Origin of the sequence: Geminocystis sp. CENA526 (assembly GCF_050753365.1) — a bacterium.
GTDB lineage: Bacteria > Cyanobacteriota > Cyanobacteriia > Cyanobacteriales > Cyanobacteriaceae > Geminocystis.
The window spans coordinates 1-14,257 of the sequence record NZ_JBLZFY010000058.1 but is presented as its reverse complement, the minus strand read 5'-3'; the positions used below and the strand labels follow the sequence as shown (position 1 = coordinate 14,257).

The window sequence follows — 14,257 nt, the reverse complement described above, 5'->3', positions numbered from 1 at the left end:
ATAAATATTACACTGTTTATCTTATCAATAATTTTACAGAATAAGCTAAAGTAGTTAGTTAACATAACTTTATAGAACTTCTCATAATCTCAATTATCTATGAAAAGCCGATTTTTAGACAGACTCCACAGCAACGATCGCCCCGTGCTAGTATTTGATGGTGCGATGGGTACAAATCTGCAAGTGCAAAACCTCACAGCAGAAGACTTTGGCGGTGCAGAATACGAAGGATGTAACGAGTATTTAGTTTATACTAAGCCCGAAGCGGTGGAAACCGTACATCGAGGATTTTTGGAAGCAGGTGCAGACGTTATCGAAACCGACACCTTTGGGGGTACTCCCTTAGTTTTAGCAGAATATGACCTCGCCGATCGATCCTATGAGTTAAATAAAACCGCCGCCCAACTTGCCAAACGATTAACGAAGGAATACTCAACCCCCGAAAAACCCCGTTTCGTGGCAGGAAGTATCGGACCGGGTACAAAATTACCAACGCTAGGACATATAGACTACGACACCCTCAAAAACGCCTATGTAACTCAAGTACAAGGGTTATACGATGGTGGCGTGGACTTACTATTAGTCGAAACCTGTCAGGATGTCTTACAAATCAAAGCAGCCCTTAATGCCATTGAAGAAGTATTTAAGGAAAAAGGAGAAAGACTCCCCCTCATGGTATCCGTGACAATGGAAACAATGGGTACAATGTTAGTGGGTACAGAAATTAACGCCGTAGTTTCGATTCTTCAACCCTACAATATCGATATTTTAGGGCTAAACTGCGCCACTGGACCTGATTTGATGAAACCTCACATCAAATATTTAAGCGAAAACTCTCCCTTCATCGTTTCCTGTGTGCCTAACGCAGGATTACCCGAAAACGTTGGCGGACAAGCTCATTACCGTTTAACTCCCATCGAGCTACGCATGGCATTAATGCACTTCATCGAAGACTTAGGGGTTCAAATTATCGGCGGGTGTTGTGGAACCCGTTACGAGCATATTCGAGCCTTAGCAGAAATCGCTAGTACATTAAAACCTAAACAAAGAGAATATCATTATGAGCCTTCGGCGGCATCCATTTACACCACCCAACCCTATCAACAGGATAACTCCTTCCTGATTGTGGGAGAAAGACTCAACGCCAGTGGCTCGAAAAAATGCCGTGATTTACTCAACGCCGAAGATTGGGATGGTTTAATCTCCCTCGCCAAAGCCCAAGTGAAAGAAGGGGCGCACATCCTCGATGTTAACGTGGATTATGTGGGGCGCGACGGGGTAAAAGATATGCACGAATTGGCTTCCCGTCTGGTGAATAACGTTACCCTACCTTTGATGTTAGACTCCACCGAGTGGCAAAAAATGGAGGCTGGTTTGAAAGTGGCAGGGGGTAAATGTATCCTCAACTCGACTAACTATGAAGACGGGGAAGAACGATTTTTCAAGGTGTTGGAATTAGCGAAGGAATACGGTGCAGGGGTGGTAATTGGTACTATCGATGAGGATGGTATGGCGCGCACTGCGGATAAAAAGGTGGAAATCGCCCAACGTGCCTATAATGATGTAGTAAAATTCGGTATTCCCGCCCATGAAATCTTTTTTGATACCCTTGCGTTGCCCATTTCTACGGGGATTGAGGAAGACAGAGAAAACGGAAAAGCGACGATCGAATCTATCCAACGCATCCATGCAATGCTTCCCGAATGTCATTTTATGTTAGGGGTGTCGAATATCTCCTTCGGCTTAAATCCTGCGGCGAGACAGGTGTTAAACTCGGTGTTTCTTCATGAAGCCATGCAAGTAGGAATGGACGGTGCGATCGTATCTGCTAGTAAAATATTACCATTGGCAAAAATAGACGAAGAAGCCCTGAAAATTTGCACAGATTTAATCTATGATAAAAGAGAATTTGACGGTGATATTTGTACTTATGATCCATTAGGAAAATTAACCACATTATTTGAAGGTAAAACCACTAAAAGCATTAAGCAAAATGTAGCAGATTTACCCATCGAAGAAAGGTTAAAACAACACATCATTGATGGAGAAAGAATCGGTTTAGAAGATGCTTTAAAATTGGCATTAGAAAAATATCCGCCACTAGAAATTATTAACGTCTATTTATTAGATGGAATGAAAGTTGTGGGAGAATTATTTGGTAGTGGAAAAATGCAATTACCCTTCGTTTTACAGTCAGCTCAAACTATGAAAGCCGCCGTTGCTTTTCTTGAACCATTTATGGATAAAGCAGACACAAACGGCAGTGGTAAAGGCACATTTTTAATCGCTACTGTGAAAGGAGATGTTCACGATATTGGTAAAAATTTAGTGGATATTATTCTGTCTAATAACGGCTATAAAGTGATTAATTTAGGTATTAAACAACCCGTAGAAAACATCATTCAAGCCTACCGTGAATCGAATGCAGATTGTATCGCTATGAGTGGTTTATTAGTAAAATCCACTGCTTTTATGAAAGACAATTTAGAGACATTTAACCAAGAGGGAATTACCGTGCCTGTTATTTTAGGGGGGGCGGCATTAACTCCGAAATTTGTCTATGAAGACTGTCAAAAAACCTATAAAGGAAAAGTGGTTTATGGTAAAGATGCCTTTGCTGATTTGCATTTTATGGATAAATTAATGCCCTCTAAACATAGCAATCAGTGGAATGACTTTGAGGGATTTTTAGGTAATTTTGTCGAGGAAAATCATCTGTTTAAAGGTCGTAATTTTGACGATTCAGGAGAAGAAAAAGAAAACGTAAAACAGGCTTCTAGCCTGTCAGAAAAAACAGAAATTGATACCCGAAGAAGTGAAGCAGTGGACGCAAATATCGATCGACCAACTCCGCCTTTTTGGGGTACAAAAATCATGTCTCCTGATGAGCTTAATTTAGATGAAATTCTCTGGTATTTAGACTTACAAGCACTGTTTGCAGGGCAATGGCAATTCCGTAAACCTCAAGGGCAACCACGAGAAGAATATGATCAATTTTTGCAAGAAAAAGTCTATCCTATTTTAGAGGAATGGAAAGCCAAAATTAAAGCAGAAAATTTATTACATCCCACTCTAATTTATGGTTATTTTCCTTGTCAATCGGAGGGCAATACTTTATATATTTATAACCCAGAAAATCCCGAAGCGAAGGAAGAAATTGCTAAGTTTGAATTTCCCCGTCAAAAGTCTGGTAAAAGGTTGTGTATTGCGGACTTTTTCGCCTCGAAAGATTCTGGCATAATCGATGTTTTCCCTCTCCAAGCGGTGACAGTGGGAGAAATCGCCACAGAATACGCTCAAAAACTCTTTGCCAATGATGAATATACCAACTACCTCTATTATCATGGTATGGCGGTACAAACGGCGGAAGCTATGGCGGAATGGTGTCACGCAAGGATTCGCCGTGAGTTGGGTTTTGGACATTTAGAGCCAGACAATATCAAAGAAATCTTTAAGCAACATTATCAAGGTTCACGGTATAGTTTTGGTTATCCAGCCTGTCCGAATATGCAAGATCAGTATGTACAATTAGATTTACTAGACGCTAAACGGATTGGTATGTATATGGACGAGTCAGAACAAATATACCCCGAACAGTCCACAAGTGCGATCGTCTGTTATCATCCCGTGGCTAAGTATTTTAGTGCTTAAGTTCGTAGTAAGCCCTTTAGGGCTTTTAGAGGGCTTTAGCCCTCACTACAAACCTAATCATCCCATCCTTTACCATAATCTCTTACAGGATATTTTACCCAACTATCCCTTAACCACTCTCTACCTTTTTCCTCTAAATACCAATGCACACTACTTTCTAGCCAATCATAGGGAGAATTGACGTAGTTATGTTTCACTGGATTATAATGTATATAGTTCAATGTTGTGTAGTAATGTCTTTCGGAACGAATGGCTCGATCGCTAAAACGATACCATACTTTACGCCCTCGTTGATTATCTTCTAAATTCCATTGATAGGAAGTAACACCGTGAATAGCTTTAAAAATTGAAGTGAGAATTGATAAATTAGGCAAATATACCAATAAATGATAATGATTCACCAAAATTACCCAACCCCTAATATCTATTCCTTCATGGATAAATTTTTCAAACAAGAGGTTTAATAATTGTTGACGGCGAGAAGAATTATTTAAAATCTTTTGATGTTGATAACAGGCAATTGTAAGTAAATAAAAACCCTCAATTTGTATGGGATGAGGAGGGGAATGGGAGGGAAATCCCTTTTTAAGTCTCTCTTGTACTAATTCTAATCTTTGTTGAGGAGTTAATTTATGATAATCATACATAATTCTCGTTCGTAGTAATGGCTTTAGCCTTCATTCTACAGATAATAATGCCACTAAAGTGGCAACTACAAACTTTTATTCTTTATTTTCTATTTTCTCAATTAGAAGTTTCGATCGCCCAAGCTCAACCCACAGCAAGTAATGCTATGATTAACTTATTAACACAAGCTATTGAACAAAATCAAATGCGTATCCCCGCTTGGCAACGCAGTATTCAAGAAGTAAAATTAGAGTGGCAATTATGATGAATAACTTACCTCCTATTCCTAACCAAGAAACTAGAAATCGTTTACTAAATAATTTGCGTCGAACTAATTTAGAGTTAGAAGAATTCGGATTAGAATTAGATAAAATTATGATGATATTAGAACAGGAAAAACAACAAAATAAATTAAATAGAGTTAAACAAAAATTAAATCTTTTAACAGAATAAGTAAAGTAAAATGACTTCAATTACACTAAGTGTATGAAAAAATATTGACAAAATTTACTGTAAAGTTTACTATTATGAACAAATTGTACATATCCGCCATGAAAAATTTTTTGATTGTCGTTTCTCTATGTTTACTTATTCTTATTTCTTTTCCACAAAAAGTTTTTGCTAGTTGTACACCTCGAAGTTTACCTAATTCTATAAAACAAATTATTGCGAATAACATTCCTATCCCTGTTTTATCCCCTGATATACAAGATGCTGTAAATAATACTAATTTAATCATACAGTACAAGGTTGATACTGAATATGGTATCGTTACAGGACAAAAGATTAATTTTGCTGATTTAAAAGGGGCGAAAGGTTATCTAAGTTTAAGATTTCAATTAAAAGAAGATTATGGTAATATACCAGTCATCAAAAATTATATGGATTCACACTTTTCATCTTATGCAAGTCTTTTTAACATAAGAAATGTGGAAGCAAGTTATGAAATAATTGATCAAAAAGATAAAGTATCATATAGTTCAACATTTCCCCTTCGAACTAATAATAATATTGATTTATGTTTCGACTATAATCAACTCAAAGATGGAATAAAAGAAATAAAAATTAAGATTAATTCTTTTAAAATTGACTATACAAGAACAGTTAGATTTTAATATAATAGAATTGTCACACCAAGCACTCTTTGTGATATACGAAATATATATTTAGGTGGGCTTTTTGCTTGCCCAACAAATTTAGTACTATTTATGAGTAGAAAGCAAAAATTATTAGATAAAGCCAAAAATAATCCTAAAGGCTTAAGTTTTGATGAATTTGAAACCTTATTAAGTTTATATGATTGGATTTTTGATCATCAGACAGGAAGTCATCGCATTTGGTATTCCACCCAAAAAGCACGTTTATCTATTCAACCTAGTAAAAACGGTAAGGCAAAAGCCTATCAAGTAAAACAGTTTCTCACTTTAGAATTAGAGGAAAAGTAAGATGTCACAAACAAAAAAACATGATTTTGATGGTTTTACCATTACCCTTTTTCAAGATGAGGAGGGCGACTGGGTGGCTTATTTTGTAGAAATGCCCAATGTTTCTGCTTTTGGTGATACCCCCTATATTGCTATCGATGAGTTAGAAATTGCGTGGCAAGGTGTGAAGGAAAGTTATCTTAAACACGGGGAGACAATTCCAGTAGTTTCATCTTTTAAAGAGAGTGCGATCGTAGTCTAATTAATAATATTAATTAGGGTTTGCTGAATAAATCAAAAGGTTATTAAAATCAATGGTTTAGGCACACTATATTCATAAAAAAGTGCGAATTTTTGGCAATTTTTACTCAAAAACAGGGCATTTTAAATCTGATTATTCACAATACACCTGTGTATTTGTTGAAGAGATAACGCTTCAACACTTTGATTTTTCATTCTTTAACCTAACACCTGATACCTGATACCTGATACCTACCCTCATCAAAATACTTTTTCAGCAGACCCTATTTAAGCGATGACTTCAAAGGCAATTCCTTCAAGGTTAAAGCTAGAGTAATTTTGTTGGATGCTTTGACGTTCAGCTTCTCCGACAAAGATATAACCGCCGGGTACGGTAGAAAAACGATAAATGTCTTCTCCTTTTTGGGCATCTGCACCATAGGTATAGAATGCTAATCCTTCCTGTACAAAGCCAAAGTTATTGACATTTAAGAGGTTTTGACGTTCTTCTTCACCTACATACAAATAAGCACCAGTTAGGTTGGTGTTACGGAAACGATAGATAGGAATTAACTCGTCATTGTCTTCAAAAGAGACTTTAAAGGCTTCCCCTTCATAAACAAATCCATAGTTTCCTTCTAAAACTCGCTGTCTTTCTTCGTCACCTACATAAAGATAAGTACCATTTCCCGTACGGAAGCGATAAATTTGATCGTCTAAAATCGGATCGATTACTAAGTCTTCTACTAAAACGGTTCGATCGTTAAATTGCAGTTGTTCAATATTGATTAGGGTATCAGTATTACTGCCCACGGTGACAACGCCATTTTCGACACTAATAGCAAAGTCAGCAAAAACACCATCATAGATTACGGTATCAAAGCCTTCCCCTCCATCAATCTGGTTACTGACTCCATCTAATCCACTACTGACAATGACATCATCTCCTGCACCGGCATTGACAATATTGTTACCACCGCCAAGAACAATTCGATCGAACCCTGAACCCGTAGTAATATTATCGTCTCCGTCTCCACCAACAATTACTAAATCATTAGTACGACTACCGAAGTCGAATGTACCGCCGTTATTACCGATGTTGATGGTGACAGGGTTATCTAACAGAGAATCTTCACGGAAGTTGAGGTTTTGAATGCGGGTATCTTGTTCAATGGGAGTGTCAGGTTGATTAAAGGCTTCTTCAGCAGTGGGATGAAATTCAGCTAAATACTCCGCTAAAGCATCTTGTTCACCACCAATGGGCAAATTAGAATTATTTGGTAAGTTATCAGCAGTTAACTCATCAAGTCTGACTACATTCTCAAAGTAGAAAGCTGGATAACCGTCTCCTCCTCCTGCTAAGAAGTCCAGAATCACCATTTTATAGGTTCGATCGACATTAACCACTAACTCTCCATCAAGTACGATCGCCTCTTGAATACCATCTTCACGGTTTAAGATGAGGTTTTGGATTCTTTCCCCCGGAGTTGTTACTCCCGTAGCATCACCATTAGCATCACGAGTAAATTCGATCGAAGTTTGAGTAGGATCAAAACTAAAGCTAAAACCACCAATTTGTCCGAATTGTCCGGGGGTGACACCTTGCTCCCATCGTGCCACAAAATGCTCTGCTAAGTCTTTGATGCCTTGGGCTGAAATATCCGCAACGGAAAGTTTATTGTCAAAACGTAAAGAGTTTTCAATATCTAAGATAGAAATATCCCCTTCTTCTTTACCCACGGCAGGATTTGCTTGGGGAGGTAATTGCACTAACTCGTTTGTGCCACCATCAATGAAGGATACCCCAATTTGATCACGGATACCGCCTCCATTTTTTACAGAAATATCTACTTCTAAACCGTATTGTTGGGCATACCAAAGGTTCGCATCGGCGGTTAAGTTACCAAGATTGGTTTCTTCTGTGCGTACATCAGAACGCAAACCGTTAAGCCATACTTCTGTATTGCCAAAAATAGTGCCATCTTTACTGTTGATGAAGTCACCAACATTATCGACAACTGCTACTATGTCTGGATTAGCAACGGCTTTTACTTGCTCAAAAGTGGTAATATCTTCTTCGTAAAGTCGATCGACACCCTCAATATCTGTGGCAAAAGTACCGCTATCATCGCCAATCATGATAATTTTACCTTCGGCATCAAATTCAACGATTAACTGTCCTAAATAACGATAATTTGCCCCTGTATTGATTAAATAAACGTCATTACCATCAGCATCTTGGAAGACTTGAGGATAAGGCTGTAACAATTCTGGAGGAAATTGAGTTTCGTCTTCTCGCAAAATATCATCATCATTCGCCATGACACGATGAGAACCACCCCCCATGATAATATCAACACCAGTGAGTTTAGTTGCCAAAGCCTGTTCCATCTCAAACTCTTGTAAGTGAGTCATCAAGATAATTTTATTGATGCCTTGACTGATTAACTCATCCACAAAAGGTTGAATATTGTTTGCCAAATTTTGGGCGTTAATCTCAATGTCTCGAATGGTGGGATCGGTTAACATGGTGATACCACCGATATTGGCAATCTGAGGGAGATAAGGCACAACTGCACCAATTACCCCAACTTGTTCACCATTGACATCGATTACCACGCTTTCGGTTAAGCTGTTAGGTAAAGGTGCTTCACCAGATTCCACTACTAAATTTTTCAAGTTAGAGCTATCGGTAGAATAGTCTAAATTAGTTGATAAATAAGGGAATAATGCACCAAGATAACCTGTTTCTGGATCAATACCGACTCCATCAATAAAAAAGTTAGGTGCGATCGCATTGTAAAAAGCAGAAGTTCCTGCATCAAATTCATGATTACCAACGGCGGCTGCATCCCAACCTAAAGCATTTTGAACTAAGATGTCTGCAATACCTAGTTGTCCATAAAGATCAACACTAGCATTAAAGAAAGGTCCAGCGATGAATAAGTCACCCGAAGCAAGTTTTAAGGTGTTTTCATATCTGGCATCAAGGGCATTCATTACCGCAGAAAAGCCGATGGCATCTTGTAAGGCGGGGATACCTGCTTCTTGATCTGAGGCGTGAAGTAGTTGTAAAGTAAAGTTAGTTTGAGGTACTTCGATCTCAAAAACAGTGGTGGTGTTACTGACTTCGTTACTTACTACTAATAAGGGTTTACCCTTAGGGCTATCTTCCGCAGAGATAAAGATTAAACCTTCTGCCCCAGAGTCCGTTAAGTTCGATCGAGGGTCTTCTTCAAAGTTACGGGTGTTAATATACTCGACAAATTCGGGAGTCTCAGGGTTAGTAACGTTATACACCATTACGCCACCGATACGCTCTAAACCGACAAAGGCATAAGTTTGCCCTTTAATTGTACCAACTGTTACCCCTTCTGGTTCAGGTCCTTTGTTATCACTTCGATCGTCAAAGTTATTATTGGAGTTACTAGCGTTAAAAAAGTCGGGGAAGGCTTCGGCTGTAATTTGTTCAAAGTCATCGCCACTATCGAAAACGAGATTACCTTCACTATCCCAAATACTAAACGATCGAGAGCCAAAAGCGTAAATTTTATCGTAGGCAACCTCCCCGATAATTTGCCCTCGAATTTCTCCGGGTGGATTAGCAACTGTATGAAGGTTAAAGTAAAATTCGGTATCTTCTCCTTTTGCGGTTTTGGGGATGGTGTTTTCTTGCCAAGTGCTAGTAATATTGGCAGTACCATCTTCATTAACAGTAATAACAGTATCAGGATCAGCTAAAATATCCCACACAACGCCCCCATTTGCTCCTCTGACGGCTTGGTGAATGTGGAACATGGTGACATCATCATCGGTAGTTTCCGTGATAAAATTGCCAGTGAATGCCCCAAAATCAAGCCCTGTAACGGTTAATTCTACCTGTAAAAAACCATTATCATCGACAAAATTAAAGGCGTTTCCCATAGCTTCAGTTTCTACAGGGTTAACTTCTTGAGTACCATCTAAGGATGAGACAAAGATAGCTCGATCGCTCTGTCCTAAAGTGTTTGTTACAGTTAAACGCCCTAAATTGGCATTGTCTTTCAATTCCGAAGCATTCGGAAAAGCTACAGGATCAAGGATATAACGAGCGTTACCCACTCTGATTTCTTCGTTATAAATATCCCCCTCATCAAAACCATCTAAAATACCATCGTCAGTGGGGCGAACTCTTGCGTCTCCTTCGTTGGCAGTGATATAGTAAGTTTGACCATTGACGGTATAGGATGCGATCGAATCTGGCATATACATCCCAAAAACTGGCACAGGACGAATATTGATCATACCATCTCGATCGCTCGGATCAATACCATTACCTTCTAAGCTATGATCTTTAAAGCCTAAAGGTACAATACTTTCTACCGTAGCAGTGGCAATGTCCACAATGGCAATAGCATTATTTTCCTGTAACGTTACCCATGCTTTCGTACCATCTCCCGAAAAAGTGATATACTCAGGTTCAACATCTTGAGCTACAGTAGCATTAGGTCCAAAAATACGCACTCCCGAAGCTCTTAATTCATCAACTTGATCATTAAAAGCGGTAAAAGTAGCTTCTTGTACTGTAGCGTCAGCTACTCCCAAACTCAGATCAATAATACTAATAGAACCTTCGGGATCAAAGGTATAATCTTCATTAGGTTCACCTTCATTAGCAGTTAATACCTTAGTACCATCAGGAGTAAAAGCTACCATGTCGGGCAAAAAGCCAACGGTTTGCTTACCTAAAAATTCTCCCGTTGTACTGTCAAAAAACTGCACTTCTCCTCTAGCTTGATTACCTGTAGCGGTTTCCACTATGGCTAAGGCAACGGCTACGATACCTTCACTAACAGTGCCTTGTTTTCCTACGGCAACGCTATTGGGTAGTAAGGCAAAACCATCGCCCACAGCTTCGGTATTAAGAGGTAAATCCCCAATTTTTGTGATATTGGTACTGGTATCACTCAAATCAAGGATTTCTACCACGTCACCTGCTACTACAAATAATTGTTTGCTGATAGCATCAAATGCGGGAATTTCAGAGCCATTTTCACTGGCATATCTACCAACGAGATTAAGATTAATGTCCATAGTTAACTTTTATTAACTGATTTTTGTATAAGTGAAATTTCCTTCATCTTGAGGAAAATCCCTTATAGGGTAGCAAATTTAAGTTAAATCAAAGTTAATTAATGATTAAGAATGAGTTGAAATCATTAGACATCCCCACTGTTTTTGTCATTGTCTAATCATGGAGCGTCCAACTCCAGAGAAGCAGTGCCACTTTGAGAGCCGATCGTAACTTCTCCCGACTCAGTAATAGTTCTAGTTTGAGGCTGACTGGGGTTAGGATCTAAACTATCTTGAATTGTACCGATACCTGTCTCTGTTTCATCCGTTACCGTAATAGTTCCAGCCGAACCAACAGAAACCGTTGATAGTCGGTTAGTATTAGGATCAAAAAAAGACTGACTAAAAGCATCATTTTTACCCACAGACACCCCCACCGTAACACCTCTTACATTATCATTTTCATCGATGTAAAAAGCCGCCGAACCTCGAATCCTTGCTTCTCCTCCTTGAGCGGATAAATTACCCATAAAAAGAGAAATCAAGGAAAATAAAGACAAAACCATCAATTTTGTAGAATTATATCTAAGTATCATCATCAAGTTAAAACCCCTTAGACTTAGATTATTTATATCAATTCCCCACCGTAAAACAGGCATCTTGCCTGTATTTTGCCCCCAGTCGATGAGGAATCTTGATGAAAAAAACAATGGGCATAATAATATTATGCCCCTACGAACGATGAAAAGTTATTCATTAGGGAGTAGAATCAACAATAACATTGTTAGAACCAGTACCTAGTTTAAGATCAGCATTACCAGTAAGGGTATTGCTATTATCCAAAGTTGTGCTACCTGCACTATCAACAACTTTCCCTACTTTAGAAGCATCAAATTCATTTCCTGCTCCACCAATGGTGATCGCACCTCCAGAACCCATTGAACCAGCAGAATTTTTGCCTGTAGCACTACTATCATTGAAAGACCAAGCACCTGCACCATTTTCCCCTACGGCGGCAGATACACCTACCCCTGTAACAACGCTATCAACTTGGAAAGCGGCTGAACCTGCCATTCCTCCAGAACCAGCAAAGGCATTAGGAGAAAAACCGAAAAAGGAAATAAGGATGCCACTCATTCCTGTAATTAACGTAACTCTTTGTAAATTAATCATTGTATAACCTCTCTTTAATTAAATATAGATCAAACTAATGGCAGTGTTAATTTTAATGGTTTATGGAAGTTAAAGAGTGAGATTCGAGAAAGTTTAACAAAGAATCGGGTGTTTAGGGTGGATCAAGTGGGAGAATATGTACAATTACGCACAGTTCGAGATTCTCGCAAGGTAATTACTACTCAAATTACTCCTGTGACAATTATCGGACAGCAATTACAAATGTCTTTGACGGGGGAATGTATCGCCACAGATGCCCCCCCCGGCTCAATTTGTACTTATACTCCGGGGTTAAAAACCGATCGAGCTAGTATTGATCCTAAGACGTTACTTCCCACTCGCATTGACGTTACTTCCCAATTCGGGGAGATTGTTACCCCTGAATCCTTAGAGGCGATCGCACAACCGGGGTTTCAACAGGGTGCAGGAGATCAAAAAATCGGCTTAAATTTATTCTTTCCCAATTCTGGGGTAGTTACGGGGAATAGTCAGCAAGATAATGTTATTTTGACTCGCACAGAAGAATTTAGTAATGCCTTAGCTGGTAGTTATTTGCGAGTAAGGCAAATTGTGGAAGCTAACGGAGAAAAAGCTGTGATCGCTCGTACTGTTAAAGGATTTCCCATAGTCGGCAACGAAAACAATAATCAATGGTATTCAGGAATATCTTTGCTCAATTTTTTCTTACCAGAAATCGAACCCAATTTAGAGCCTAGTCTAAGGGTTGAACAAACAAAAAGCAGTGCGAATCGGAATTTATTTTTTGCCGCCAATAACTCTCGTATTCCCTCCTCTAGTTTTGTAATTTATCACATCGGACGAGGAGAAGCCATGAATACCCCTGAAGGCATTGAAACCTTTGAGGAGATTCCCCCTGCTCATTTTAACAGTATTTGGTTTGGGCTTTCTCCTGTGATCAGTCGCAATAGTGAAGTTTTTGACGGGGGTTTTAATGTGATTACCCCTTTACAAATAGTTGAAAGTGATGGGGGAGAAGGAGGGCAAGATAGTGTGGATGACGTGGATTTCAGTGCTGTAGTCAATGAAGAAACTTTTTCTGGTAGCACCTTAAAATCTCCTTATCTGCAAGTTTATTTTACTTTTTACAATCAGGAAGCCAATGTAAAGATAGAAAGCACTTATTTAGAAAAAATCAATTACTATCCCCATTTAAGTTTTACAGGTAATATCACGAAAAATAGCTCTCTTTTTCGTTACTACTTAGGAGCAATTTTGGCAGAGGAATTAAAACCCTATATTGGTTTAGACTATCAGAAAAATTATCAGCGTTGGAATTATAGAGTAGGAGGTGTGGGTTATTTAAACTCCGATCGAGACTACTACAGTCAAGTTCATGGTAATATTAACTATAGAGTACCCTTAGAGCAAAATTCCGTTTTAACCCTTTATAGTGGTTTTCAATACGCTTTGCAAAACACCACAAAAATAGGGGATGTAATTAGCGTTACCCCTTTAAGTGAATTTTCGATCGGTGCAAGATTAAACATTTCTAGGTTATCATTGGAGCTAACAAATTTTTGGGGCTTAGATAATTTAGAGAACAATTCCCGCTCTAAAATGTTACTGAATATTGGAATGAATGTCACAGATTATTTGTATATCGGGGGTTATTTTGCCCCTTATGACGAAAATTCTAGTCGCACCCGTTATGGAATGAATTTAAACTTGAATTTAGCCGGGGGTTATAACACACCTCAATTAAGTTTTTCTTGGACAAATAATGAATATCGATATGGTTTAGATGAGTTGGGAAATTCTCGTTCTTTATGGGATAATGTCTTTACTTTAACATTTCGCATCGGTCAACCAAACAATCCCTTTAGGTAAGCATACAATTAATTTTGCCCCTTCTACAATAGTGATGATATTTTAGTAGTAAATAATTGTTGAAAATTTTGATATATAGCGGTTTTTAAAATTATGAGGTACATTTTTTTATTGCCTCTTGCCTCTTGCCTTTCAACGACAATTTTTGTACCTCACCAAAACGAGAATTGCTATATAATAGGTCTATGATTTTAAAAATGCAGATGTTATAAATTTACAGTTTTAATTTAACCTAACACCTG

General features: G+C 38.4%; 11 protein-coding genes. 7 read left to right on the top strand and 4 right to left on the bottom strand.

What is annotated here, in order from left to right; translation table 11 throughout:
- Window positions 1–99 precede the first annotated feature (99 nt).
- The gene (gene metH, locus ACN4EE_RS14630) at window positions 100–3,651 is read left to right on the top strand and encodes a methionine synthase (protein ID WP_431707193.1); all 3,552 of its coding nucleotides are present in this window, start codon (window positions 100–102) and stop codon (window positions 3,649–3,651) included.
- A gap of 53 nt (window positions 3,652–3,704) precedes the next feature.
- Here the strand turns inward: metH and ACN4EE_RS14625 are convergent, their stop codons facing one another.
- Window positions 3,705–4,298 carry an REP-associated tyrosine transposase gene (locus tag ACN4EE_RS14625; RefSeq protein ID WP_431707192.1) on the bottom strand — a complete coding sequence of 198 codons (594 nt, stop codon included), beginning with the start codon at window positions 4,296–4,298 and terminating at the stop codon, window positions 3,705–3,707.
- A gap of 47 nt (window positions 4,299–4,345) precedes the next feature.
- Between ACN4EE_RS14625 and ACN4EE_RS14620 the strand changes: the two genes are divergently transcribed.
- The 5 genes from ACN4EE_RS14620 (at window position 4,346) to ACN4EE_RS14600 (ending at window position 5,964) form a co-directional block, all read left to right on the top strand.
- Window positions 4,346–4,543, top strand: coding sequence for a hypothetical protein (locus ACN4EE_RS14620; RefSeq protein WP_431707191.1), 198 nt, complete (start codon window positions 4,346–4,348; stop codon window positions 4,541–4,543).
- The gene (locus tag ACN4EE_RS14615; RefSeq protein WP_431707190.1) at window positions 4,540–4,731 is read left to right on the top strand and encodes a hypothetical protein; all 192 of its coding nucleotides are present in this window, start codon (window positions 4,540–4,542) and stop codon (window positions 4,729–4,731) included. The genes ACN4EE_RS14620 and ACN4EE_RS14615 overlap by 4 nt, the downstream gene beginning before the upstream one ends.
- A gap of 98 nt (window positions 4,732–4,829) precedes the next feature.
- Window positions 4,830–5,393 carry a hypothetical protein gene (locus tag ACN4EE_RS14610; RefSeq protein ID WP_431707189.1) on the top strand — a complete coding sequence of 188 codons (564 nt, stop codon included), beginning with the start codon at window positions 4,830–4,832 and terminating at the stop codon, window positions 5,391–5,393.
- 93 nt (window positions 5,394–5,486) lie between these two features.
- A complete protein-coding gene (locus ACN4EE_RS14605; protein ID WP_431707188.1) occupies window positions 5,487–5,723 on the top strand; it encodes a type II toxin-antitoxin system HicA family toxin in 237 nt (78 codons plus the stop codon).
- A 1-nt stretch (window position 5,724) separates the two neighbouring features.
- On the top strand, window positions 5,725–5,964 hold the full coding sequence (locus ACN4EE_RS14600; RefSeq protein WP_431707187.1) for a type II toxin-antitoxin system HicB family antitoxin: 240 nt from the start codon (window positions 5,725–5,727) through the stop codon (window positions 5,962–5,964).
- Window positions 5,965–6,230: 266 nt separating this feature from the next.
- Here the strand turns inward: ACN4EE_RS14600 and ACN4EE_RS14595 are convergent, their stop codons facing one another.
- From ACN4EE_RS14595 to ACN4EE_RS14585, 3 genes are all read right to left on the bottom strand, one after another.
- A complete protein-coding gene (locus tag ACN4EE_RS14595) occupies window positions 6,231–11,015 on the bottom strand; it encodes a choice-of-anchor I family protein (protein ID WP_431707186.1) in 4,785 nt (1,594 codons plus the stop codon).
- 158 nt (window positions 11,016–11,173) lie between these two features.
- Window positions 11,174–11,560, bottom strand: coding sequence for a hypothetical protein (locus ACN4EE_RS14590; RefSeq protein WP_431707185.1), 387 nt, complete (start codon window positions 11,558–11,560; stop codon window positions 11,174–11,176).
- Window positions 11,561–11,750: 190 nt separating this feature from the next.
- Entirely contained in the window at window positions 11,751–12,167 is a 417-nt protein-coding gene (locus ACN4EE_RS14585) for a hypothetical protein (RefSeq protein WP_431707184.1), read from the bottom strand.
- A gap of 108 nt (window positions 12,168–12,275) precedes the next feature.
- On the opposite strand from ACN4EE_RS14585, the gene ACN4EE_RS14580 reads away from it, so the two are divergent.
- Window positions 12,276–14,015 carry a hypothetical protein gene (locus ACN4EE_RS14580; RefSeq protein WP_431707183.1) on the top strand — a complete coding sequence of 580 codons (1,740 nt, stop codon included), beginning with the start codon at window positions 12,276–12,278 and terminating at the stop codon, window positions 14,013–14,015.
- The last annotated feature ends 242 nt before the right edge of the window (window positions 14,016–14,257 follow it).